Source organism: Mesorhizobium sp. ESP-6-4 (assembly GCF_020164735.1).
In the GTDB taxonomy this organism is placed as follows: domain Bacteria; phylum Pseudomonadota; class Alphaproteobacteria; order Rhizobiales; family Rhizobiaceae; genus Mesorhizobium.
Map to the genome: position 1 here is coordinate 136,538 of NZ_JAIUGS010000011.1, position 23,277 is coordinate 159,814.

Here is a 23,277-nt window from a genome sequence, read left to right on the forward strand (position 1 = left end):
GGATTCAGGCGACGCGCTTTAAATCTTTGTTCTGATGCATGTCGTTGTCCCAGAACCGCTGCACACTTCTGGGCGACATGCATTAAATTATTCCGCGGCCGCCGGCAGCGGCGGCGTCGCGCGGCTGCGCCATTCCCAGGTCTGCGAGGCAAAAGCCACCACGACCGCCACCAGCATGGCGAGCACGCCGGCCAGCGGCAGGCTGCGATAGCCCAGGCCGGCATTGAGCATCGCCGCGCCCAGCGAGGCAGCCAGCGCGATGCCGACATTGAAGCCGGACGGGATCAGCGAGGAGGCGAGGTTGGAGGCATCGGCCGTCCAGGCGAGGATGCGCGTCTGGATCGGTGCGCCGATGGCGAAATTGAGACCGCCCCAGATGACGATTGCCGCGACCATCGGCACCGGATAGGGGCTGACGAGGTAGATGACGCCAAGCGTCATCGCCTGCAGGGCAAGCATGACGATCAGCGACGGCATCAGCTTCCAGTCGGCGAGCTTGCCGCCGACCAGGACGCCGATCGTGGCGCCGACGCCGTTGAGCAAAAGCACAAAGGGGATCAGGCTCTCGTCGAGGCCCGTGACCTCGAGCAGCATCGGCGTGATGTAGGTGAACAGCGCAAACTGGCCGATCATCAGCATCAGCATTAGGATCAGCGAGGTCCAGACCTGCTGGCGGCCGAGCACGCGAACTTCGCGCGCCAGCCCTGCTGGCCGGTTGGCGGCGCCCGCCGTGCGCGGCAGCAGCGCCAGCATGGCGAGGATCGCGACGAGGCCCAGCGCGCCCATCACCCAGAAGGTCGCGCGCCAGCCCCACAGGCTGCCGATCGCGGTGCCGGCGGGCACGCCAATGATATTGGAAACCGTCAGCCCCGAGAGAATGACCGCGACTGCCCGGCCGCGCTGGTCCTCGCGCACCAGGCTGACCGCAACCACCATGGCGACACCGAAATAACAGCCATGCGCCACGGCAGTCGCGACACGCAGCAGAAGCATCGAGGTGAAATCGGGCGCGAGCGCGCAAGCCGCCTGGCCAAGGGTGAAAGCGATCGTGAGCCCAATCAGCAGCGTCTTGCGCGAAACCTTGCCGGTGGCCAAAGCCAGCAGCGGGCCGCCGATGGCAATGCCGCAGGCATAGCCGGAGACGAGATAGCCGGCGGTCGGCACCGAAACGCCGAGGCCCTGCGCCACCTCCGGCAGCACGCCGGCGATGACGAATTCGGTGGTGCCGAAGGCGAAGGCGGCAAGGAAAAGGGCAATCAGCGGCAGCATGTTCAAAACATAGGCGAGGAATGCACGTCTCAAACCACGCCTGCGCGGGCGCGGCAATGCAGAAATTGGCGATGGCGCTTTAGCTTTTCTTGACGGGACGGATCAAAGCCGGCCTGTCGCTTGCTGCTACGCTGCCGTTTTGCGCCCGTAAGGGATCTTCAGCCAGGCCCGTTCGTGCAGGTAGTAAAGCAGCGACTTGGTGACGACCTCGGTGAGCCCGATCGTGGCGGCGAGCTTGATGCTGCCGGTGACCACCAGGGAGATGATCATCGTGTCGATCGTGCCGGTGGCGCGCCATGAAAGCGCCTTGGCGAAGCTGCGCGAATGCGTGTCCATCGACGGATCGTCCTCCCAACAGGTCCACTGGCGTTCCTTAGCCGACGGAAGCGAGGATGAGCAAAGACTAATTTTTTGGCAGGTCCCGATCGCCTCAGCTGGCCTTCAGCCGCGAACCGCCGAGCAGGCCGCGCTCCTCGAGCACCGGATAGGCGATCGAGGCGAGCAGCGAGTTGATCTGCTTCAAGTCGCGGATGGTGTCGAGGTGGATCGAGCTCGTCTCGACGCTCTTGGCGGTGCCTTCGCGCAGGCGCTGAAAATGGCTGGCGCTGGTTTCCTTCTCGCGTTCGCGCAAGAGATCCTTTTCCAGCACCAGCTGGCGCGCGGTTTCCGGATCGCGCGAGACCAGCACGTTGAAGGCGAGCCGCGCATTGGCGAGCACCGAGGAATGGAAGGCGCAGAGCTCCTGCCAGCCTTCCGGTGTGAATTCCAGGCCGCGCTCCAGCTTTTTCCTGACATGCACCAGCATGTTTCGCACGATGATGTCGCCGACCTGCTCCAGCTTGACGCAGGCGCCGATCAGCTCCTGACACCGCAATGCCTCATCCTCGGTCAGCGGGTTCCTGGTGATCTTGGCGAGATAGAGTTTTATCGCCGCGTGCTTCCTGTCGACGCGGTCGTCGAGCGCGGCCAGCGCCTTGATCTTGTCGGTGTCGGCGTTCTCATAAAGCTCGATGATGCGCTTCAACATGATCTCGACCGTCTCGCAGACCCGCACCACCTCGCGCGTCGCATTGGCCAGCGCCTGGCTCGGCGTGTCCAACGCGCTTTCATTGAGCGCCGACAGTTCGACGACATCCAGCGTGGCGATCGGCTCCGGCACGGCTCCGAGCGCAACGATCTTCTCCGAGACGCGGTAGACGAGGCCCGCGAGTGGCAGTCCGGCGAGCAGGATGATCACATTGAACAGGATGTGGGCGTTGACGATCTGGTCCGGAACAGTGGCGCCGAGGAAGCCGATGGGCGGCTTCAGCGTCATGAACAGGATCAGCATCACCAGCGAGCCCATGCCGCGCATCAAAAGGTTCCCGATCGGCACGACGCGGACGCCCGGATCGGCATTGCGGGTAAGCAGGGGCGCGATGATCGAGGAGCCGAGATTGACGCCGAGCACCAGCACGATGCCGAGCTCGGGAGGGATAAAGCCGCGCCCGGCCAGCGTCACCAGGAGCAGCACGGCGGCGATCGAGGAATGGAACAGCCAGGTAACCAGCGCGGCGAGCAGGTAAGCGGTGACATAGTCGCCGGAGAAATAGTTGACGATCAGCGGCATCAACTGACTGTTGCGCAGCGGTTCCGACGCCTGACCGATCATCTCCAGCGACAGGATCAGCAGGCCGACGCCAATCAGGATGCGGCCTATCTGCCGCCAATCGCGCCGCTCGGTGGCCATGAACATGACCGTGCCGGCGATCAGGCAGAGCGGCACCAGAAGCGTCAGGTCGAAGGTGAGCAGCTTGGCCACCAGCGCCGAACCGATCTCGGCGCCGCGCACTGCCAATTGCCCGGCGGCGCCCGAAACGATGCCGGCGCCGGCGAAGGAGCCGACCAGCAGCGTCACCGCGGTCGAGCTCTGCAGCGCGATCGCCAGCCCGCAGCCGGCCAGCACCGCCATGACCGGATTGCGCATGGTGGCGCGCAGCCGGTGGCGCAGCACGTCGCCATAGGCGCGCTCGACGCCCGTCTTCACCATGCGGGTGGCGAACAGCATCAGCGCCACCGCGCCGGCAAGGTGCAGGAGGACGACGGAGCCGCTCACAGCCGAACCCGTGAGGTGGCACCAGGGGTGCGGAGAGGGGTGCGAATCTTAGTCATTTCAACGAGTCGAAATATACCAGTTAAAATTAGCCGAATAATAGATTTTTCTGATGCGATGATCGTCTCGACTCGACGGCGCATGTCGGAAATGACTGCAGGAAGCATTGGTTGCATGCGCCTGGCGGCAGCGCTTCGCCTCATACCGCCCGACGCTCGGCCGCGTGATCCGAAGCGTTGCTCAAGCGGCCGGTGCAAGTCTTGGAAAACATTGCAGAATTGTAATTCTGGTGTTCAGTTTCGGTTCATCCATTGGCGGCTATTCCCCTGCCTATCGACAACAAGGAATACCGACCATGAAGCGTCTCATACTTTGCGCCGTCACCGCCTCGATGCTGGCCGCCTCGGCCTTCTCCGGCCAGGCCGCGCCGCTCGTCCAGCCGGGCACGCCGCAGTCGAGCTACACCCAGGTCGACTGGCAGAAGCCCGGCAGGCATGTCGACAAGCGGGTCATCGTAAAGAAGAAGGTGGTAAGGCGCAGCCATTGGCGCAACGGCCAAAGATATTCCAACTGGAAGCGTCACCAGCCAGTCCGCGACTGGAACCGCTACGGCCTGCGCCGCCCTGGTCCCGGCCAGGAATGGATCCGCGTCGGCAACGACTATTTGCTGGTCAGCATCCTCTCCGGCATCGTCTTCGGCGCGATCGCCGCGCGGTAATCCCCGACAATCGCGAAATTCGGAAGGCGGCCACCCCCGGCCGCCTTCTTTTCGTCTGTGAAAAGCGGGTACGATGGGCCGGATGGGGTCGCCGTGCCCGGGCGGGTTGATTATATGGAGGGCAAACGAGTTCCCCGATGCGCTTTCCGCCCGCCTTCCTCGACGAGATACGCGACCGCGTGCCGATTTCGCAGGTCATCGGCACGCGCGTCGCATGGGACAGGAAGAAGACCAACGCGTCGCGCGGCGACTACTGGGCCTGCTGTCCCTTCCACGGCGAGAAGAGCCCGTCCTTCCATTGCGAGGACAAGAAGGGCCGCTATCACTGCTTCGGTTGCTCGGTTTCGGGCGACCATTTCAAGTTCCTCACAGAGCTAGACGGATTAAGCTTCCCCGAAGCCGTCGAGAAGATCGCCGAGATGGCCGGCGTGCCGATGCCGGTGCGCGACGAACAGGAAGAGCGGCGCGAGAAGGAACGCGCCAGCCTGACCGACGTCATGGAAATGGCGACCGCCTTCTTCCAGGAGCGGCTGCAGAGCGCCGACGGCGCCAAAGCCCGCGCGTATCTGCGCGACCGCGGGCTGACGCCGGCAACGCAGCAATCCTTTCGTCTGGGCTATGCGCCCGACAGCCGCAACGCGCTCAAGGAACATCTTGCCGCCAAGGGCGTGCCGAAGGCCGATATCGAGGCCTGCGGCCTGGTGCGGCACGGCGACGACATCCCGGTCTCCTATGACTGGTTCCGCGACCGCATCATGTTTCCAATCCCGGATTCGCGCGGCAAGATCATCGCCTTCGGCGGGCGCGCGCTGGCGCCCGATGCGCTCGCCAAATACATGAATTCGCCGGAGACGGAGCTCTTCCACAAGGGCAACGTGCTCTACAATTTCGCGCGCGCCCGCAAGGCGTTGGCCAAAGGCGGCACGGTGATCGCCGTCGAAGGCTATATGGACGTAATCGCGCTGGCGCAGGCAGGCTTCGAGAATGCCGTGGCGCCGCTCGGCACTGCGCTCACCGAAAATCAGCTCGAGCTTCTGTGGCGCATGGCGCCCGAGCCGGTGCTTTGCTTCGACGGCGACCAGGCCGGGCTGAAGGCGGCATGGCGGGCGGCCGATCTCGCGCTCCCGTCGGCGCAGACCGACCGCCGGGCGCGCTTTGCCTTGTTGCCGGAAGGCAAGGATCCCGACGATTTGGTCAAGGCCGAAGGGCCGGACGCGTTCCGCGCCGTGCTTGCCGATGCGCGGCCGCTGGACGAACTGTTATGGATGCGCGAGACGGCAGGCGGTGTCTTCGATACGCCGGAGCGGCGAGCTGAGTTGCGGAAAAGGCTGCGGGAGTTGACCAGCCGCATCCGCGACGAGAGCGTGCGTTATTACTATCAGCAGACAATGGACGAGCGGGAGCGGAACTTCTTCGGCTCCCAGCGGAGCGTTCGGCAAGGCCGTCAGGATTGGAAGCCAGGGCAGGGCAAGTCGCCCGTGCCCGGCGGGCAGTTCGCGAAAGGTGGGCCGACCGGCGGGCGCGCCGCGATCACCGAGAGCCTGGGTCGCTCGGCGCTGGTCAAGCGGGCCGGCGAGGGGATGTCGGTGCGCGAGGCGACGATTATCGTGGCGCTGGTCAATCATCCGGCGCTGATCGACGAGAATTTCGCCCACGTCGAATTCCTCGACCTCGCCAATTCGGATTTGCGCAAGCTGCACGCGGCCATTCTCGACGCCATGGCGCATGAAGCGGCCGACGAGCGCGGCGCGGTCATCGCCACCATCGAGCGCGCCGGCTGCGGCGGCATCTGGGAGCGGGCTGTCGAGTTGATCAAGCGCGCGCGGCAATGGCCGGCGCTGGAAACGGCGGCGCTTGACGATGCCCGCGACGCCTTCAACCAGGCGCTGCACTTGCAGCGCAGCGCCCGCACATTACATAGAGAGCTGAAACAGGCGCAGGCGGCGCTCGATGCAGACCCTTCGGATGAAAACTTCCGGCATCTCGTCGAGATTCAAGCGCAATTCAACGATGTGCAGGCAACGGAAGCGCTGATCGAAGGATTCGGCGTCTCGTCGGGCAGGGTTGGCCGCGTTTAGGCCGAACACCACCCATTGGAAGTGAAGTGGAAATGCGGCGCGTCGAATCGACGCCTCTAAGTCGGGTAATTGATTCGCTTTTTTCATGCGAATCATGCCAGAGGCGCTTGACCTTCTGGCAGATTGGCGGAATCAGGACGATTCGAAACGTTAACCGTGCCACGGCATCGGCGGGAATTCGAGCGATGTGAGGCACCGGTGGCGACTGGACAGGCAAAGTGCCCGCTCCAGATATCAGGGTTAATCTGGACTTAATGCATGTCGCCCAAAAGTGGAAACCGGTTTGGGACAGAGACATGCACAAAACAAAAGAGATGACACGGTTGCTGGGCCGGTGAAAAGCGTTCCCGCGCGAGCGCGTCCAGCATAACCGGTACGGCAGTTTACGCGGCCTCGATATTCGGCCGCTTGGAGACGACAAAGAATGGCGACAAAGGAAAAGGAAGAGGTCGAGACCGAACGCGAAGGCGCCACTGATGGCCCCCTGCTCGACCTTTCCGACGATGCTGTCAAGAAGATGATCAAGGCCGCGAAGAAACGCGGCTATGTCACGCTCGACGAGCTCAACGCGGTGCTTCCCTCGGAAGAGACGGATCCGGACCGCATCGAAGATATCAATGCGATGCTCAGTGACATGGGCATCAACGTCGTCGAGGACGACGAGGTGGGCGAGGAGGCGGAAGCCGAGCCGGCCGCCGACGCCGAGGAAGACGCCAACGAGCTCGCCGAGCAGACCGGCACCGCTGTCGCCGCCACGACTACCAAGAAAGAGCCGACCGATCGCACCGACGACCCGGTGCGCATGTATCTGCGCGAGATGGGCTCGGTAGAGCTTCTGTCGCGCGAGGGCGAAATTGCGATCGCCAAGCGCATCGAGGCCGGCCGCGAAACGATGATCGCGGGGCTGTGCGAAAGCCCGCTGACGTTCCAGGCCATCATCATCTGGCGCGACGAGCTCAACGAATCGAAGATCCTGCTGCGCGAGATCATCGACCTCGAGGCGACCTATGCCGGCCCCGAAGCCAAGCAGGCGCCCGTCGTCGAACGCATCGAGGAAGCGCCCAAGTCCGAGGAGAAGCCGCGCGGCCGTTCGGCGGCACGCGAGGAAGAAGACGACATCACCAATGTCGGCGGCGACACGCGCGGGCTGGAGGAAGAGGAAGACGACGAGGACGAGGCGAGCCTGTCGCTGGCCGCGATGGAAGCGGAACTGCGCCCGCAGGTGATGGAGACGCTCGACGTCATCGCCGATACCTACAAGAAGCTGCGCAAGCTGCAGGACCAGCAGGTCGAGAACCGCCTGGCCGCGGCCGGCACGCTGTCGCCCAGCCAGGACCGCCGCCTGAAGGAGCTGAAGGACCAATTGATCAAGGCGGTGAAGTCGCTGTCGCTCAACGCCGCGCGCATCGAGGCGCTGGTCGAGCAGCTCTACGACATCAACAAGCGCCTGGTGCAGAACGAGGGCAAGCTTTTGCGCCTCGCCGAAAGCTATGGCGTGCGCCGCGAGGAATTCCTGCGGGAGTATCAGGGCTCGGAGCTCGATCCGAACTGGACGCGCTCGATCGCCAACCTGACGTCGCGCGGCTGGAAGGAGTTCACCAAGAACGAGAAGGATGCGATCAAGGAGCTGCGCGCCGAGATCCAGAACCTCGCCACCGAAACGGCGATCTCGATCCTGGAATTCCGCAAGATCGTCAACCAGGTGCAAAAGGGCGAGCGCGAGGCCGCGATCGCCAAGAAGGAAATGGTCGAGGCGAATCTTCGCCTGGTCATCTCCATCGCCAAGAAATACACCAACCGCGGCCTGCAGTTCCTGGATCTCATTCAGGAAGGCAATATCGGCCTGATGAAGGCGGTCGACAAGTTCGAGTACCGTCGCGGCTACAAGTTCTCGACCTACGCCACCTGGTGGATCCGGCAGGCCATCACCCGCTCGATCGCCGACCAGGCGCGCACCATCCGCATTCCGGTGCACATGATCGAGACGATCAACAAGATCGTGCGCACCTCGCGCCAGATGCTGCACGAGATCGGCCGCGAGCCGACGCCGGAGGAACTGGCGGAAAAGCTCGCCATGCCGCTGGAAAAAGTGCGCAAGGTGCTGAAGATCGCCAAAGAGCCGATCTCGCTCGAAACGCCTGTCGGCGACGAGGAGGATTCGCATCTCGGCGACTTCATCGAGGACAAGATGGCGATCCTGCCGATCGACGCGGCGATCCAGGCCAACCTGCGCGAGACGACGACGCGCGTGCTTGCCTCGCTGACGCCGCGCGAGGAGCGCGTGCTCAGAATGCGCTTCGGCATCGGCATGAACACCGATCATACGCTGGAAGAAGTCGGCCAGCAGTTCTCGGTGACGCGCGAGCGTATCCGCCAGATCGAGGCCAAGGCGCTGCGCAAGCTCAAGCATCCGAGCAGGTCGCGCAAGCTCAGAAGCTTCCTCGACAGCTGAGCGGGAATACAATCACACGAAATCGAAAGGGCGCCTCGAGCGCCCTTTTTGCTTTTCCGGCTACCCTCATGCCGCCTTGTCGGGTTTGTCCGACAGGAGGATAATCGGGCGTCGGATGCATTTATGGGCGACAAGCCGGATGCCCGCCCCGGCGCCGGTCGCAGCGGCCAGGCGTTGCGCTCCGTGGCTCCCGGTGGGAGGTGTGCCATGACAACCTACATCGTGCTTATCAACTGGACTGAGCTCGGCGCCAAGAATGTGCGGGAATCGCCGAAACGGCTCGATGCGGCCAAGAAGCTGCTGGGGGAAATGGGCGGATCGTTCAAGGCGTTCTATCTGACCATGGGCGAATGCGACATGGTCGCCATCGTCGAAGCGCCGGACGATGCGGTGCTCGCCCGCTTCGCGCTGATGTTGTCGTCGGGCGGCAATGTCAAGACGCGGACGATGAAGGCGTTTCCGGAATTCGCCTATCGCGAGATCATCAGTTCGCTCGGGTAAAGTAGCTGACGGGCGCAGCGCGGCTGTTGCGAAGCCGCGCCGCATTCCCGATAGTCGCGCCATGCCCGAGCCGTTGCTGACAGTCTGGTACAACACACGCTGTCCGGTGTGCGACGCCGGCATCAACCGGCAGAAGCGGCGGCTGGTCGAGGCCGTCAAGGCGGGCCGGGTCGAATTCCGCGACATCAATTTCGAACCTGAGGCGCTCTCCGCCTTCGGCGCCTCGCTGGAGGATATCCGCCGGCGCCTGCATGCGACCGACGCAAGCGGGCGGCTGCTGGTCGGCGCCGACGTGGCGATCGCGGTCTGGCGGATCACGCCGGGCGAGGGATGGCTTGCCAGCTTGTTCGGCAACCCCATCGCGCTGCCGTTGACGCGCTTTGCCTATGACCGTTTTGCGGACGTGCTCTACGGCTGGAACCGACGCAAGGGCCGTTGGTAGCGATCTGGCCGAGCCGTATGAGGACGTATGCGCGATCTTGGAACGGCCTAAGATACATCTTAAGATATATCTTGACTCCACAGGCGCCGCGTCTTACTTACGATGTATCGTAAGATATAGCTCAAGGAGCAATCCATGCACAGACACAACCACTTCGGCGAGCGCATGTTCATGCATATGGCCGGTAAATTTGGTGGAAGAGGGGGCGGCGGTTTCGGCCCGTTCGGCCATGGCGGCAGGGGCGGTGGACGCGGCGGCCCGGGCGACATGTTCCGCGCCGGGCGCATGCTGGCCGACGGCGATCTCAAGCTGATCACGCTGTCGCTGCTGGCCGACGCGCCGCGCCACGGCTACGACATCATCAAGGCTCTGGAAGAGCGCACCAGCGGCATCTACAGCCCGAGCCCGGGCGTGGTTTATCCGACGCTGACCTTCCTGGAGGAGGCGGGCTATGCGGTGTCCTCCAGCGAAGGCAACAAGAAGGTGTTTTCGATCACCGAGGCCGGCAAGGCGCATCTGGACGAGAACCGCGAGATGATCGACAACGTGCTAGACCATCTCGAGCGTTTCGGCCGCAAGATGGCCGCGGCGCGCGAATGGTTCGGCTGGGGTGACGACAAGGACGAGGGGCGCCGCGGCCGCTCCGAAACGCGTGACCGGTTCCGCTCGTTGCGACACCGGCTGCGCGCCGCGCTCGGCGACATCGCCGACGCGCCGGAAGACAAGCAGGCCGAGGCGATCAGCATCCTGGAAGACGCCGCAGAGGCGATCGAGGCCTTGGCTCGCCGCTAAGACATTCTCATAGGGAAGCCCAAAGCCCGGATCGCTCCGGGCTTTTGTATTCAGTCAGCGATCGGCAAGGGCAGGGGATTATTCCTTGCCGACATATTCGCTGATCAGCTTCTCGTTGCGCGCCTTCTCGATCTTGGCAGTGGTCTCGGCCGCAATCCGCTCGTCGGTGCGGTACTTGACCAGGTTCACCAGACTGCCGGTGAGCAGCAGCACGCCCATCGCCCAGTAGCCTTTGGTCGAGAGGTCGACGGGCGCCAGCCACAGCGACAGGCCGAGCATGAAATAGGCAGCGCCCACCGATATGGTGTTGAACAGGATATAGGTCTGATTGCCGTTCATCGTCGTGTTCCTTGGATTTGATCTGTCACGGGAATTGCGGGTTCAGTTCAGGGATTTGAGGCGTGCCAGAACATCCTCAGCACGCACCTTGGTGCACGGTCCATGGCCTGCTTCGGCGAGACGTTCGCGGATCGCCTCGTGGCGCAACTCGCCGTCGATCTCGTCGAGGATGCCGGCCTCCTCGAACGGGTCGGAGCTGTCCTTGATGCGGGCCAGCAATTCCTCCGCTTCGTTAATGCTTGCGGTGCGGCCGATCGAGCGGTTGAGGCGCGACTGCGCCTTGCGTTCGGCATCGATCGCCCGGGCTGAGATCATGCCTTGGTTGAGATCGATGATGCGGCGATGCGCCTGTTCCACGGACAAACGCATCCGCAAGGTCTTGTCGCCCAGGCTCTTGACCGTGGCGCGACGGACCTCGCGCTCGTTCTCGAGTTCGGCGATTGCGGAGGCGCCGCCTTCGGCAAGCGCCTGGTTGTTGGCGGAAAGCGCGCTGAGCGTGCGGGTTTCCAGGTCGGCGATGCGGCGGTCGAGCTGGTCGAGGCTGGTCTGCTCGGCGCGCTGGCGCACGATCAGCGAGGCGAGCGTCTGCTTGGCGGCGGCAAGGCCCGCCTCCGCGTCGCGGATGCGCTGGGCCAGAAGGTCGATCGCAAAACGATCCTTCAGATTGTCCTCGGCCCGCGCGCTGGCGCCGTCCAGCAATGTCTTGATCAGGCTAAGCATGGTCTTCTTCTCCCTGTTTTCGTGAACGTTGTTCACAAGCTCAACATAACAGGAAATGAACATTGTTCAAGAGTTATTTTGAACGCTGTTCATGAAGCGCCGGACATGGTAAATGCAAGCAACGGAATGAATTCCGGGCCGGGCTTGCCGACTTCGGACATAAGGACAAGAAAGAAGCATGGCGCTGGACAAGGAAGAGATGAGCGAGAAGGTGCTCGCCATTGCCGAGGCGCTGCTCAACGAGGGCGGCGCCGACAACCTGAAGGCGCGCACCATTGCCGAGCAGGCCGGCATCTCGGTCGGATCCGTCTATAACCTCTTTGCCGATCTCGACGAGGTGCACCGCGCCGTCAACATGCGGCTGCTCGACCGGCTCGGCGCGACAGGTCTGGCGGCGATGGCCGATCTCGAAAGGCAAGGGGTGACGGATGTCCAGCACCGCATCCTGGCGATGGCGGCGGCCTATGTGCGCTTCGTCGAGGCGCATCCCGGCAGTTGGCCGGCGGTGCTTGCCTTCAACCGCCGCCGCGCGACGCGGCCCGGCCCCGACGCCTATGACGCGCTGCTCGACGCACTCTTCGACATCGTCGCCGGCGTGCTCAAGGCAGGCGATTTCGGCCTCGACGACGACCGCCGCGCGCTTGCGGCGCGGACCTTGTGGTCAAGCGTGCATGGCATTGTGACCAGCGGCTATGTGGCGAATTCGGACAGCAGGCAGGCCGAGGAGATCTGGCATCAGATCGAGCTTCTGGTCGGCGTTTTCGTCAAGGGGCTGGAACACGGCGGCGCATTCGCGCATGCTGACGCAAAGCCTGCGTAACCAGGGGCGCCGCGAATCCTTGGTGCCCGCGTGAATAGGAGTTTTGAAAAAATGTCTTTTCTGAAGAAGCTTTTCGGCGGCGGCGGTGAGGCAACGGAGGCCGGCACCGCCAAGCCGGCAAAGCAGGTCGAGCACAAGGGGTTCCTGATCAGCGCCACGCCCTACAAGGCCGAGGGCCAATACCAGACCTGCGGCGTCGTCTCGAAGGAAGTGGACGGTGTGATGAAAGAGCACCGCTTCATCCGCGCCGACCGTTTCGCCGGGCTGGACGACGCCGTCGACATCTCGATCAAGAAGGGCATCCAGCTCGTCGACGAGCAGGGCGAGCGGATGTTCGGCTGAAGGTACTTCGGCTGCGCCGGCCAGCTTCTCCTTGATCAGAACGCGACCTTGTCGCCGCCCTTGAGCTGGAGGATCTGCCGCGCTTCGTCGGGTGTGGCGATCGAGGCGCCGAGGCCTTCGATGATCTGGCGCACTTTGGTCACCTGTTCGGCACTGGAGCGGGCGAGCTTGCCCTTGCCGATCCATAGCGAGTCCTCCAGGCCGACCCGCACATTGCCGCCCAACGCAATCGCCTGCGTGGCGATCGGTAGTTGGTGGCGGCCGGCGCCCAGCACCGACCAGTGATAGTCGTTGCCGAACAGGCGGTCGGCGGTGCGCTTCATATGGGCGACGTCTTCCGGGTGGGTGCCGATGCCGCCGAGGATGCCGAACACGCTCTGGACGAAGAACGGCGCCTTGACCAGGCCGCGCTCGACGAAATGCGCCAGCGTGTAGAGGTGGCCGATGTCGTAGCATTCGATCTCGAAGCGCGTGCCGTTGTCGGCGCAGGTGCGCAAGATGTGCTCGATGTCGCCAAAGGTGTTGCGGAAGATGCGGTCGCGCGAGGATTCCAGATAGGGCCGCTCCCAGTCATGCTCGAATGTCTTGAAGCGCTCCAGCATCGGGAACAGCGCGAAATTCATCGAGCCCATGTTGAGCGACGCGACTTCGGGCGCGAACATCTTGGCCGGCCTGACGCGCTCCTCCACGCTCATCGTCGCCGCACCCCCGGTGGTGATGTTAACCACGCAGTTGGAGCGCTGCTTGATGATCTGCAGGAACGGGGCGAAGGCCTCGGTCGACTGGTCTGGGCGCCCGTCGACCGGGTTGCGGGCGTGGAGGTGGACGATCGCCGCGCCTGCCTCGGCCGCCTCGATGGCCGCGGTCGCGATCTCTTGCGCCGTCACCGGCAGATGCGGCGACATTGACGGCGTATGGATCGAGCCTGTGACCGCGCAGGTGATGATGATCTTGTTCTGGTTCGCCACTTTTGGTGCCCTGACTTCGTTGTTGGACTGCGCCTATTTAACCGCGCCTTACTTTGATGCCGGAAATGAACTGCTTCGACAGCACGATGTCGAGCAAGCTAATCGGCGGTGCCGCCAGTGTCAGCCCGGTGAACAGCACCCCCCAGTCGGTGGTGAATTCGCCGACGAACACGGTCAGCCCTTGCGGCAGTGTCTTCAAATTGTCGGAGGTGATCAGGACCAGGGGGAAGAAAAAGTCGTTCCAGCTGTTTGCGCTGGCGGCGGGCGGATCGCTGTCGGCAGAGCAGGATATCGGATCGCGCTCGGCGCCGTGAGGCTGGTCCTGCGCGAGGACCGCCATCCAGCCGTGGTGCTGCCGCCGCCATAGGGGGCGAAAATGCAAAAAAGAGGCGGGCGCTGGCGGGCGCCTGCCTCTTTTATTTCCGGCATCGGCGGTCAGGCCGCGGCGGCGACCTGGTCAGCTGTGGCGGCGGCGATCGCGTCGACCTTGGCGGTGGCCTTGGCGAGCGCGGCGGTGACGGCGTCGGCGCCCATACCGACACCCTCGACGCGGATGATTTCGATATCAGTCATGCCGAGGAAGCCGAGCACGCTGCGCAGATAGGGAACGGCATGGTCCATCTGCACTGCGGCGCCTTCCGAATAGATGCCGCCGGACGCGAGCACGATATAGACCTTCTTGCCATTGACGAGGCCCTTCGGACCGCCTTCGCCATAAGCAAAGGTCTTGCCGGAGCGGGCGACGTGGTCGACCCAGGACTTCAGCGTCGAGGAGATGTTGAAGTTGATGAAGCCTGTCGCGAGGATCACGGTGTCGGCAGCGAAAAGCTCGTCGAGCACGGCGTCGGAAACACCGACGACCTCGGCCTGGCGCGGCGTGCGTGCTTCCGCCGGCGTGTAGATGCCGGTGGCGTAGTCAGGATCGATATGCGGCAGCGGGTTGGCGACGAGATCGCGCACGACGAGCGTGTTGGACGGATCGGCGGCAGCGAGCTTGTGGGCAAGATCGGTGGCGACGCGGGTCGAGTGCGAAGCGGCGCCGCGCGGGCTGGAGGTGACGAGAAGAATAGACATGGCGGTGTCCCCTTGGGGTTGGATTGAAACTTCCCCGCCAATATGGGATTGCTGCCTCATCAGGATAATGGGTATAATATGCATACAATCCATCAACAAAATGGATGGGAAGCATGCAGCCGAACCCGACATTGGATCAGCTCCAAATTCTAGTGGCGGTGGCCGACACCGGCAGCTTCTCTGCCGCGGGCCGCAAGCTCAACCGGGCGCAGTCGGTGGTAAGCTACGGCATCGCCAATCTCGAAGCGCAGCTCGGACTGAAATTGTTCGAACGCGAAGGCGTGCGCGAGCCGCAACTGACCGACGTCGGCAAGGCGATGCTGGAAGATGCGCGGCGCATGATCGGCGTGCTGCAGCGCATCCGTTCGCGTGCCGACGGCTACCGGCAAGGGCTGGAAGCGGAAGTGGCGATATCGGTCGACGTGGCGCTGCCCTCACCGGCGCTGGTGCGCGTGCTCAAAGCCTTCGAGGCGCAATTCCCGGCGGTCATGCTGCGGCTTTATATCGGCTCGCTCGGCCTCATTGTCGACCAGGTCGTCAACGGCCAGGCGGATCTCGGCTTCGGCGGCCTGCAAGGCGATGCCGATGTCAATCTGCTGCGCGTCGGCTTCATCTCGCTGGTGCCGGCTGCCGCACCCGATCATCCGCTGGCGAAACTGCCGAAGCCGGTCGGGATCGAGGATCTGCGCGAGCACATCCAGCTTGTCGTCACCGACCAGTCGGAGCGGACGCGCGGCCGCGACTATGGCGTGTTTGCCTATCGCACTTGGCGGCTTACGGACCTGCGCACCAAGCACGCGCTGATGCGCGAGGGACTTGGCTGGGGCGGCCTGCCGCGCTGGCTGATCGCCGACGACCTAGCCAGCGGACGGCTGGTCGAGCTCGATCTCGAGCCTTACCGCGAAGTCCGTTCGCCGATGTACGCCATGCACCGCAACGACCGTAGCCCCAAGCCGGCGGCATCCTGGCTGATCGACGAGTTCAAGCGGCAACTCGGCTGCTTCACCGAGACGGAGCCGGGCGTTTGGACGGAGGAGGAGCCGGAGACAAGCCGTCCATGAGCGCGATCAGCACCGCGCGGTAATCCTCGCTGGACGCGCCGGCCTCGATGGCTAATGCGGCTCGATCGAAGGCGGCCGCCAGCAGGACGGTCAACGCCTCGACCGGCAATCTGGTCATTGCTTGCGCGCGCATCGCCGCGACCAGGCCTTCGCGCAGCGAGCGGTTGCCGTGGCGGTTGTCGATCTCGTCCATGGCCGCGCGCCCGAGCACGGCCGGCCCGTCGAGCAGCAGAAGCCGCGTGCGGCCGGGCGCCTGCATTGCCTCGAGATAGGCGTCCGAGCCTGCGATCAGCGCGTCGCGCGCGGATAGCGACGGCGGGGAGGCTTGGTCGATCTCGGCCGCAACGGCCGCTGCTTCCTGCTTGACCACCGCCGCGAACAGCGCCTGCTTGTCGGCGAAGTGATGGTAGAGCGCGCCGCGCGTCACGCCGGCCTCGGCGACGATCTCCGGCGTGCCAGTCTCGGCATAGGACTTTTCCGTAAACAGCTTTCGCGCCGCGCGGATCAGATCGGCGCGCGTCGCCTCGGTGCGGTCGCGATTGGAGGGGCGTCCGGACTCTTGCTGCATACATGCAGCCTGTATGTTATTTGCATTTACATACAGACTGTATGTTGGATGAGAGGAGAAGGAAAGATGAGGACGACAAGCTATTATCCGGTGCTGATGACGGATGATGTCGCAGGCACTGCGGATTTTTATGTCGAGCATTTCCGCTTCGGGCCGCTGTTTGCGAGCGACTGGTATGTGCATCTGCGCTCCAGTGAGGACAGGCGCGTCAACCTTGGCATCGTCCAGGGCGACCATGAGACGATCCCGCAAGAGGGGCGGGGGCGAACGTCGGGGCTGCTGATCAATTTCGAGGTCCGCGATCCCGACGCGGTCTATGAGCGGATTGTCGCCGCTGGCCTGCCGATCCTGCGCAGCTTGCGCGACGAGCCCTTCGGCCAGCGCCATTTCATCACCAGGGACCCCAACGGCGTGCTGATCGACGTCATCAAGCCGATCCCGCCAAGCGAGGAGTTCCTGGCGCAATATGCCGAAGGCGCAGCCGGGAGTTAGACCGGCGCGGCAATCTCAGCTCGTCCGCGCCACCGGCGTCACCGTCACATGGCTGACGCCGGTGCGGCGCACGACCGTGCAGAGCGTCTCGCGGCCGATGCGCTCGGCGTCGAGCATGCGCACGAGGTCGTCGACGCCGGTGACCGGCCGTCCGTCGATAGCGGCGATGATGTCGCCTTCCTTCAGGCCGGCCTTGGCGGCGGGACCGTTCTTCTCGACGCTGCGCAGGCGCACCGCCGTGTTCGTGGTCACCTGCGACAGAAGTGCCGCACGGCGCGGCAGGTTGGTCGTGTCGGCGGAGACACCGATGAAGGCGCGACGCACGCGGCCGAAGCGGATGATTTCCGAGATGACGAAATTGGCGGTATTGGAGGCGACCGCGAAGGCGATGCCCTGCGCGCCGTGGATCATGGCGGTGTTGACGCCGATCACCTCGCCCGCCGACGATACCAGCGGTCCGCCCGAATTGCCGGGATTGAGCGCGGCATCGGTCTGGATGACGTCGTCGATCAGCCGGCCGGTCGAGGCGCGCATCGAGCGGCCGAGCGCCGAGACGACGCCGGCGGTGACGGTCCATTCGAAACCGAGCGGATTGCCGATCGCGATCGCGATCTGGCCGCGGCGCAGGCGCTTGGAATCGCCGAGCGGCGCGACGTCGGCGAAACTGCCGTCGGCGCGCACGAGCGCTATGTCGGTGTCGGGGTCGCGGCCAAGCACATGGCCTTCGCGCGAGGCACCGTCCGGCATGGTGACGCGCACGGCGCGCGCGTCGCCGACGACATGGAAATTGGTGACGACCAGCCCGTCCTGCGCGATGACGAAGCCGGAGCCGTGGCCGCCGGCGCCGATGCGTTCGATGCGGCAGACGGCTGGGCCGATCCGGTCGACGGCGTCGGCTACGGATGCCGAATAAGCATCGAGCAAGGTGTCGTCGGATGGAAGTATTTCGGCTGCGAAAGCCATCGGCGTGTTCCCTCGTAGAATGATGACTATATGTGCGGAGCAGCCGCAATTGCCGCGACCTGACCAGATGGCCAGTCCGGCCGGCGACTAGCCGTCAGGCGAGTACCCGCGGCGGTGTTACCGAGCGATATCTGGGTCACCGAACCCAGGAGACAGTCTTATGAGCGACTTCAACCTCAGTGCCTTTTCCGACGCGATCGCCGATGTCGCGGCCACCGCCGCCCCCGCGCTGGCGAGTTTCGTCACGCACCATCACCGCACCGCGAGCGCCTTCCATTGGCGCGACGGCTATTTTGTCACCGCCGAGGAAGCGGTCGAAGCCGGCGAGGAGATCGAATTGACGCTGGCTTCCGGCGAAACCGTCAAGGCCGAGCTCGTCGGACGCGATCCTTCGACGGGCGTTGCCCTGTTGAAGCCTGCTTCCGGCGCTGCCGGGTTGCCGCAACTGGCTCAGGCCGGCGCCGTGCGGCCCGGCCATATCGCGATTGCGGTCGGCAATAGCGACGGCGCCGCGCTTGCGGTGCTCGGCACAGTCGGCGAGGTCGGGCCGGCGTGGCGCTCGATGCGCGGCGGCGCGATCGACCGGCGTATCAACCTTGCCATCAACACCGGCGGGCGCTTCGAGGGCGGGCCGGTGCTCGACGCCAAGGGCGGCGTGATCGGCATGCTCTTGTTCGGGCCGCGCCGGCGGGCGCTGGTGATGCCCTACGAGACGATCGAGCGCGCGGTCGCGACGTTGCGCGAGAAGGGTCATGTCGCGCGCGGCTATCTCGGCGCCGGATTGCATCCGATCCGCAATGGCGACACGAAAGGCGCCATGGTGATGAGCCTCGACGATAACGGCCCGGCCAAGGCCGCCGGCCTGCATGTCGGCGACATCATCGTCGCCTGGAACGGCGAGGCGGTGCATGGTCCGCGCGAGCTTATCCGCAAGCTCGGGCCGGACAGCGCCGGCACCACCGTTACGCTCGGTGTTTCAAGCGGCGGCGCTGAGCGCGATGTCTCGATCACCATCGGCGAGAAGCCGCTGAGCTGAGAGGGTCTATGGCAAACAGCGCAGCACAAGCAGTCGCGAGACCGGAGCCGGCAATTCACCGGCTGACGGTGCTGGTCGCGCTCGCCGATGCCCAGCGCGCCGAGCAACTTGCCGATGCGCTGGCCGCGAGCGACGATCTGGCACCGGCCTTGGCTGGAAGCGGCGTCGGCCAAATGGCGGATGTCGCCATCGCCGATGAGGCCGGCCTGGAAGGCCGGGTCGTCAGTTCGGCCACCCCAATCGTCCTGCTTTCGCGGCGTGTGGGCAGCGAGCAGGTGACGGACAATGTGCTGGCCGTGCTGCCTGCCTCCGCAGATGGCCTGCTGATCGCCGCCGCAGCGCGGTTGGCGGCCTCAGGCTACCGCGTCGGCAGGGCGGCGCCGTCGGAGGCGCATGGCGATTTCCACGATGACGAGCCTGCCGAGGAAGAGACGCCTGACGACAACCAGCCTCGCCCGGCTTTGTCGCCCCGCGAGGCTGAGGTGCTGGCTCTGCTGGCCGAAGGCGCGCCGAACAAGGTCATCGCCCGGCGGCTCAACATTTCCGTCCACACGGCGAAGTTCCATGTCGCCGCCATCCTGATCAAGCTCGGCGCCGCCAACCGCACCGACGCCATCGCGATCGCCATGCGGCAAGGATTGGTATTGGTCTGACCCTGTCCGCACGACGTTGCGTAATCTCGGCCCGTCCCCTTCGGCTCTTGCGCCAAGTGTGTCGCCCGCGCAAGTTGCCTTCCCAATTGAAGAGGGAGGCAAAAAATGTCGCTCAACGGAAAGACGCTGTTCATCTCGGGCGGATCGCGCGGCATCGGGTTGGCGATCGCGTTGCGCGCAGCGCGCGACGGCGCCAATGTGACGATCGCTGCCAAGACCGCTGAGCCGCATCCGAAGTTGCCAGGCACCATTTACAGCGCGGCGGAAGAGATCGAGCGGGCCGGCGGCAAGGCGCTGCCGGTGCTTTGCGACATTCGCGACGAGGCGCAGGTCGCCGATGCGGTGGCAAGAACCGTCGAGCGGTTCGGCGGCATCGACATCTGCGTCAACAATGCCAGCGCCATCCAGCTCACCGGCACGCTGGAGACGGACATGAAGCGCTACGATCTGATGCACCAGATCAATACGCGCGGCACCTTCCTCGTCTCCAAAATGTGCATTCCCCACCTTAAGTTGGCAAACAATCCTCACATCCTGAATCTGGCGCCCCCGCTCGACATGAAGGCCAAGTGGTTCAAGAACCATGTCGCCTACACAATGGCCAAGTTCGGCATGTCGATGTGCACGCTGGGCATGAGCGCCGAATTCGCCAAGGACGGTATCGCGGTCAATTCGCTATGGCCGATCTCCACCGTCGATACCGCGGCCGTGCGCAATCTTCTGGGCGGTGCAACAGTGGCCGCGATGAGCCGCTCACCCGACATCATGGGCGACGCCGCGCATGCGATCTTCATGCGCCCGTCGCGCGAAGCGACTGGCAATTTCTACATCGACGAAGAGGTGCTGCGCGCCGAAGGCGTGACGGACTTTTCGATCTATGCGCCAGGCGCGGCCGATCAGCTGGCGGGCGACTTCTTCGTTCCCGACGAGGTGTTCGCGAACTCGCAGACGAAGGTAAAAAGGATCTACTGACGGACCGGGTCCGCCTCAATCCTCTCGGCCTTCTTGCCCTTGGCGAGCGCCATGACGCGGTCGATATAGGCCAGCATCAGCGCCGAGACGACGAAGGCGAGGTGGATGATGGTCAGCCACATCAGCTGGTCGGTCGTGTAGGACACCGAATTCAGGAACACCTGCAAAAGGTGGATGGAGGAGATGGCAACGATGGTCGAGGCGACCTTGACCTTCAGCGAGCCGACATCGATCGTTCCCAGCCAATGGACCTCGCCGTCCTGCTCGTCGAAGCGGCTGACGAAATTCTCGTAGCCCGAGATGATCACCATCACCACCAGCGAGGCGACAAGCGCCGCGTCGATCAGACCGAGCATCTTCAGGATCGTGTCGGTGTCGCCGAGCATGAAGGCGCTCATGACGAACTCATAGAGCTTCTTGCCGAAGGACAGCGCGTAGATCGCCAGCGCCACGCCGAGCCCGAGATAGAAGGCGACCAGCAGCCAGCGCGAGGCCAGGATGACGGATTCGATGGCGAGTTCGAGACGCTTCATGAAGGCTCCGGTCAATTGCGATAGAGCGTTTCACCGTTCACGGAAACGGCGAACCGCTCTATCTTTTGTTTTGACGCAAGTCCGGACGGAAGGCCACGGCGAAGGCGCCGAGCCTAACCGCTCACACTGTTCCTGGAATTGCTCTGGACGTATTTCGGCCAGGTGACACAGGTTTTCAAGGCAAAAAACCCCGCCGGGGAGGGGGCCCGGCGGGGCTCAACGTGTCCCGCTGGAGTCGGGACAGGGCAGGGAACGCCCTATCTGGAATCTGGGTGCCGCAATGCGGCGATTCAATGAGCAGGCCGGGCCAGGCAGGACAATTCTTTTTGAGCCGGTAAGGAAAAAAGGCCCGTCCGAAGCGGACGGGCCCGTCTTGCGCGCTGATTCTGCAGATCCGGGCAGGATCTTGAAATTCAAACGCTCATTGTTGCTCGCTGTTGCTCGCCACCGGCGCCACCAGCGAGGTGATGCGGCGGATGGCGACACGCCGGTTCTCGCGGTTCGGACCGGGCGTGTTCACCTTGAGATACTCCTCGCCATAGCCCTGCGTGGTGAGGTTCTCGGCCGGGATGCCAAAGGCGTTGGTGAGCGCCTCGGCCACCGCCTCGGCGCGCCGGTCCGACAAAGCGAGGTTCGCGTCCGGCGTGCCGACGGCGTCGGTGTGGCCTTCGATCAGGAAGGTCTCGGCCGGGTTCTTCTTCAGAAGCTTTTCCATGGCGGTGGCCACGCCTTCGAGCTTCTGCACTTCGGTGTCGGAGATGGTGGCCGAGCCGAAGTCGAAGTTCAGCGTGTCGAGGTCGATACGCCGGGCGATGTCGCGCACGCGGGCCGAGCGCTTGACCTCGTCGATCGAGTAGAGACGCTGCACCCTTTCCACAGGTGGCTGCTCGAGGAAGGTATAATATTCGTCCGGATCCTCGACTTCCTCCGAATCCAGGATGTAGTCCCGGCGCGGGATGTCGAGCCGCATCGGTGGCAGGTCGTCGCCGGGATCGCGCCACTCGTCGACGTCGTTATAGTAGCGCTCGTCGACATAGCTCAGCACGTATTCGCGGCCATCCGATGTAACGCGCGATCGCCGGATGACGTCGCCATTACGGTTGCGGATGGTGATGATCCTGACGCCGTTGTCGCGCTCCACGATTTCGCGGGTGCGGCCGCCCGAAAGATCCTCGTAGTAAACATCCCTGGCGCCGCGGGTGATGCGAGGAGCTTCGTTGCTTTCCACGAATGTCTGGTTGTTGAACTGAAGGATCACCCGGTCGCCGAACTGCTTCACCACGTCGGCACCCTGCGGCCGGCGGCGCTCACGGACAACCTGCTCGGGCGTAAGCTCGATCCGCTTGCCTTTCTCCTGGTCCACTGGGACGATCTTTTCGGGCTTGATCGCCTGCTGCGCCGACTTGTCGTCGGTGGGCGGCGGCCCCTGATCGACCGGAGCCGGCCTCTGCGCCTGCTCGCCACCTTGCTGCTGTCCGGCCTGATTGGCGTTCTGGCCGTTGCCGGCCTGGCCATTTTCGATTTGAGCGCCACCGGTCTGGGCCCCGCCGTTCTGGCCGTTGTCGTTGCGGCCCCGGTGCTTGCGTATGGCATCTTTCTGGCTGTCCAGGACGGGCGCCTCGTTCGGATTGGCGGTTTCGCCCTGCGCGGCGTTGCCATTGGCAGGCTGGTTGTTGTTCGCCGGCTGATTGCCATTGGCCGGCTGCTCGCCGGTTGCGGGTTGCTGCTCGCCGGTGAGGGGCTTGCGGCCGGTCTTCGTCTGCTCTCCGGTCTGTGGCTGTTCGCCGGTCGCGGGTTGTTCACCTGTCGCGGGCTGTTCCGCGTTCGGCTTCTTGCCACGCTTCTTGTTGTCCTGGGCCTGTTCGCCCTGGGCTGGCTGCTCGCCATTCTGCAGCGGCTCGGCCTGCGGCACGGGCTCACCGGCCGGCGCCCGCTTCTTGGCCGGCTCGTTGGTCTGCGTCTGCTCGGTCGGGGCGGTCTCACCCTGCTGGTTCTGCTTAAGCTTCTTCCTGAGCTGATTGCCGCCTTGCTGGTTGTCGTTGGCGGGAGCGGTCTGTTCGGTCGGGGCAACCTGCTCGCCGGCCTGGCCGGCGGGCGCCCCCTCGGTCTGCTGCTGGTCGTGCTTGCGCTTCTTGCGGCCCTGGTTGCCTTGCTGCTGGTCGCCGGCGGCAGGCGCGACCTGTTCCGCGGGCTGCTGGTCGGCTGGCGCCGCTTCGATCTGCTGCTGGTTGCGCTTCTTCTTGCGCGGCTGCTGCTCCTCGGCCGCGGGCTGGCCGCCCTGGTCGGCGGGTGCAGCCTCGATCTGCTGCTGGTCACGCTTCTTGCGCGGCTTGAATTGCTGCTCGTCGGCCGCAGGCTGGCCGCCCTGGTCGGCGGGTGCCGCCTCGATCTG

The 23,277-nt window shown here is 64.3% G+C and carries 25 protein-coding genes; 13 read left to right on the plus strand and 12 right to left on the minus strand.

Annotation, left to right across the window (positions count from 1 at the left end):
* Window positions 1-87: 87 nt before the first annotated feature.
* From LB523_RS20140 to LB523_RS20150, 3 genes are all read right to left on the minus strand, one after another.
* The gene (locus tag LB523_RS20140; protein WP_224606326.1) at window positions 88-1,269 is read right to left on the minus strand and encodes an MFS transporter; all 1,182 of its coding nucleotides are present in this window, start codon (window positions 1,267-1,269) and stop codon (window positions 88-90) included.
* Window positions 1,270-1,395: 126 nt separating this feature from the next.
* A complete protein-coding gene (locus LB523_RS20145; protein ID WP_095766624.1) occupies window positions 1,396-1,605 on the minus strand; it encodes a DUF2061 domain-containing protein in 210 nt (69 codons plus the stop codon).
* Between the two features lie 94 nt (window positions 1,606-1,699).
* Entirely contained in the window at window positions 1,700-3,364 is a 1,665-nt protein-coding gene (locus tag LB523_RS20150) for a Na/Pi cotransporter family protein (RefSeq protein WP_224543096.1), read from the minus strand.
* 352 nt (window positions 3,365-3,716) lie between these two features.
* Between LB523_RS20150 and LB523_RS20155 the strand changes: the two genes are divergently transcribed.
* From LB523_RS20155 to LB523_RS20180, 6 genes are all read left to right on the plus strand, one after another.
* Window positions 3,717-4,079, plus strand: coding sequence for an RcnB family protein (locus LB523_RS20155; protein WP_224606278.1), 363 nt, complete (start codon window positions 3,717-3,719; stop codon window positions 4,077-4,079).
* Between the two features lie 137 nt (window positions 4,080-4,216).
* On the plus strand, window positions 4,217-6,157 hold the full coding sequence (dnaG, locus tag LB523_RS20160) for a DNA primase (RefSeq protein WP_224606281.1): 1,941 nt from the start codon (window positions 4,217-4,219) through the stop codon (window positions 6,155-6,157).
* A gap of 424 nt (window positions 6,158-6,581) precedes the next feature.
* Window positions 6,582-8,609, plus strand: coding sequence for an RNA polymerase sigma factor RpoD (gene rpoD / locus LB523_RS20165; RefSeq protein WP_224606283.1), 2,028 nt, complete (start codon window positions 6,582-6,584; stop codon window positions 8,607-8,609).
* A gap of 207 nt (window positions 8,610-8,816) precedes the next feature.
* Window positions 8,817-9,110 carry a GYD domain-containing protein gene (locus LB523_RS20170; RefSeq protein ID WP_095766734.1) on the plus strand — a complete coding sequence of 98 codons (294 nt, stop codon included), beginning with the start codon at window positions 8,817-8,819 and terminating at the stop codon, window positions 9,108-9,110.
* A gap of 61 nt (window positions 9,111-9,171) precedes the next feature.
* Window positions 9,172-9,552 carry a thiol-disulfide oxidoreductase DCC family protein gene (locus LB523_RS20175; RefSeq protein ID WP_224606285.1) on the plus strand — a complete coding sequence of 127 codons (381 nt, stop codon included), beginning with the start codon at window positions 9,172-9,174 and terminating at the stop codon, window positions 9,550-9,552.
* A gap of 135 nt (window positions 9,553-9,687) precedes the next feature.
* Window positions 9,688-10,344 carry a PadR family transcriptional regulator gene (locus tag LB523_RS20180; protein ID WP_224606287.1) on the plus strand — a complete coding sequence of 219 codons (657 nt, stop codon included), beginning with the start codon at window positions 9,688-9,690 and terminating at the stop codon, window positions 10,342-10,344.
* Window positions 10,345-10,422: 78 nt separating this feature from the next.
* On the opposite strand, the gene LB523_RS20185 is transcribed toward LB523_RS20180, so the two are convergent.
* Window positions 10,423-10,683: a YiaA/YiaB family inner membrane protein gene (locus LB523_RS20185; RefSeq protein WP_095766630.1), complete on the minus strand. Its 261-nt coding sequence runs from the start codon at window positions 10,681-10,683 to the stop codon at window positions 10,423-10,425.
* 42 nt (window positions 10,684-10,725) lie between these two features.
* On the minus strand, window positions 10,726-11,403 hold the full coding sequence (locus tag LB523_RS20190; RefSeq protein ID WP_224606289.1) for a PspA/IM30 family protein: 678 nt from the start codon (window positions 11,401-11,403) through the stop codon (window positions 10,726-10,728).
* A gap of 178 nt (window positions 11,404-11,581) precedes the next feature.
* Here LB523_RS20190 and LB523_RS20195 point away from each other — a divergent pair, with 178 nt between their 5' ends.
* Both LB523_RS20195 and LB523_RS20200 read left to right on the plus strand, forming a co-directional pair.
* On the plus strand, window positions 11,582-12,223 hold the full coding sequence (locus tag LB523_RS20195) for a TetR/AcrR family transcriptional regulator (RefSeq protein WP_140838490.1): 642 nt from the start codon (window positions 11,582-11,584) through the stop codon (window positions 12,221-12,223).
* Window positions 12,224-12,274: 51 nt separating this feature from the next.
* On the plus strand, window positions 12,275-12,565 hold the full coding sequence (locus LB523_RS20200; protein WP_095766632.1) for an HlyU family transcriptional regulator: 291 nt from the start codon (window positions 12,275-12,277) through the stop codon (window positions 12,563-12,565).
* 35 nt (window positions 12,566-12,600) lie between these two features.
* On the opposite strand, the gene LB523_RS20205 is transcribed toward LB523_RS20200, so the two are convergent.
* From LB523_RS20205 to LB523_RS20215, 3 genes are all read right to left on the minus strand, one after another.
* Window positions 12,601-13,533 (minus strand): 3-keto-5-aminohexanoate cleavage protein, encoded by a 933-nt coding sequence (locus LB523_RS20205; protein WP_224517565.1) that lies wholly within the window; start codon window positions 13,531-13,533, stop codon window positions 12,601-12,603.
* A 37-nt stretch (window positions 13,534-13,570) separates the two neighbouring features.
* Window positions 13,571-13,873 carry a hypothetical protein gene (locus LB523_RS20210; RefSeq protein ID WP_224606291.1) on the minus strand — a complete coding sequence of 101 codons (303 nt, stop codon included), beginning with the start codon at window positions 13,871-13,873 and terminating at the stop codon, window positions 13,571-13,573.
* A 95-nt stretch (window positions 13,874-13,968) separates the two neighbouring features.
* Window positions 13,969-14,607 (minus strand): FMN-dependent NADH-azoreductase, encoded by a 639-nt coding sequence (locus LB523_RS20215; RefSeq protein ID WP_224606293.1) that lies wholly within the window; start codon window positions 14,605-14,607, stop codon window positions 13,969-13,971.
* A gap of 113 nt (window positions 14,608-14,720) precedes the next feature.
* Between LB523_RS20215 and LB523_RS20220 the strand changes: the two genes are divergently transcribed.
* Window positions 14,721-15,668, plus strand: a complete 948-nt coding sequence (locus LB523_RS20220) for a LysR family transcriptional regulator (RefSeq protein ID WP_095766737.1) — start codon at window positions 14,721-14,723, stop codon at window positions 15,666-15,668.
* Here the strand turns inward: LB523_RS20220 and LB523_RS20225 are convergent.
* On the minus strand, window positions 15,610-16,236 hold the full coding sequence (locus LB523_RS20225) for a TetR/AcrR family transcriptional regulator (protein ID WP_224606296.1): 627 nt from the start codon (window positions 16,234-16,236) through the stop codon (window positions 15,610-15,612). The two genes, LB523_RS20220 and LB523_RS20225, sit on opposite strands and share 59 nt — an antisense overlap.
* Before the next feature lie 66 nt (window positions 16,237-16,302).
* On the opposite strand from LB523_RS20225, the gene LB523_RS20230 reads away from it, so the two are divergent.
* On the plus strand, window positions 16,303-16,728 hold the full coding sequence (locus LB523_RS20230) for a VOC family protein (protein ID WP_224606299.1): 426 nt from the start codon (window positions 16,303-16,305) through the stop codon (window positions 16,726-16,728).
* Window positions 16,729-16,743: 15 nt separating this feature from the next.
* Here the strand turns inward: LB523_RS20230 and LB523_RS20235 are convergent, their stop codons facing one another.
* On the minus strand, window positions 16,744-17,691 hold the full coding sequence (locus tag LB523_RS20235) for a S1C family serine protease (protein ID WP_224606302.1): 948 nt from the start codon (window positions 17,689-17,691) through the stop codon (window positions 16,744-16,746).
* A gap of 160 nt (window positions 17,692-17,851) precedes the next feature.
* Here LB523_RS20235 and LB523_RS20240 point away from each other — a divergent pair, with 160 nt between their 5' ends.
* The 3 genes from LB523_RS20240 to LB523_RS20250 all read left to right on the plus strand — a co-directional run bounded on the left by LB523_RS20240 (window position 17,852) and on the right by LB523_RS20250 (window position 20,352).
* Window positions 17,852-18,727, plus strand: coding sequence for a S1C family serine protease (locus LB523_RS20240; protein ID WP_224606305.1), 876 nt, complete (start codon window positions 17,852-17,854; stop codon window positions 18,725-18,727).
* A gap of 8 nt (window positions 18,728-18,735) precedes the next feature.
* On the plus strand, window positions 18,736-19,380 hold the full coding sequence (locus tag LB523_RS20245; protein ID WP_224606308.1) for a helix-turn-helix transcriptional regulator: 645 nt from the start codon (window positions 18,736-18,738) through the stop codon (window positions 19,378-19,380).
* A 105-nt stretch (window positions 19,381-19,485) separates the two neighbouring features.
* The gene (locus LB523_RS20250; protein ID WP_224606311.1) at window positions 19,486-20,352 is read left to right on the plus strand and encodes an SDR family oxidoreductase; all 867 of its coding nucleotides are present in this window, start codon (window positions 19,486-19,488) and stop codon (window positions 20,350-20,352) included.
* On the opposite strand, the gene LB523_RS20255 is transcribed toward LB523_RS20250, so the two are convergent.
* On the minus strand, window positions 20,346-20,885 hold the full coding sequence (locus tag LB523_RS20255; RefSeq protein WP_095766641.1) for a TIGR00645 family protein: 540 nt from the start codon (window positions 20,883-20,885) through the stop codon (window positions 20,346-20,348). The genes LB523_RS20250 and LB523_RS20255 overlap by 7 nt on opposite strands.
* Window positions 20,886-21,306: 421 nt before the next feature.
* A partial coding sequence (locus tag LB523_RS20260) for an OmpA family protein (protein ID WP_224606314.1) occupies window positions 21,307-23,277 on the minus strand: 1,971 nt, incomplete at its 5' end.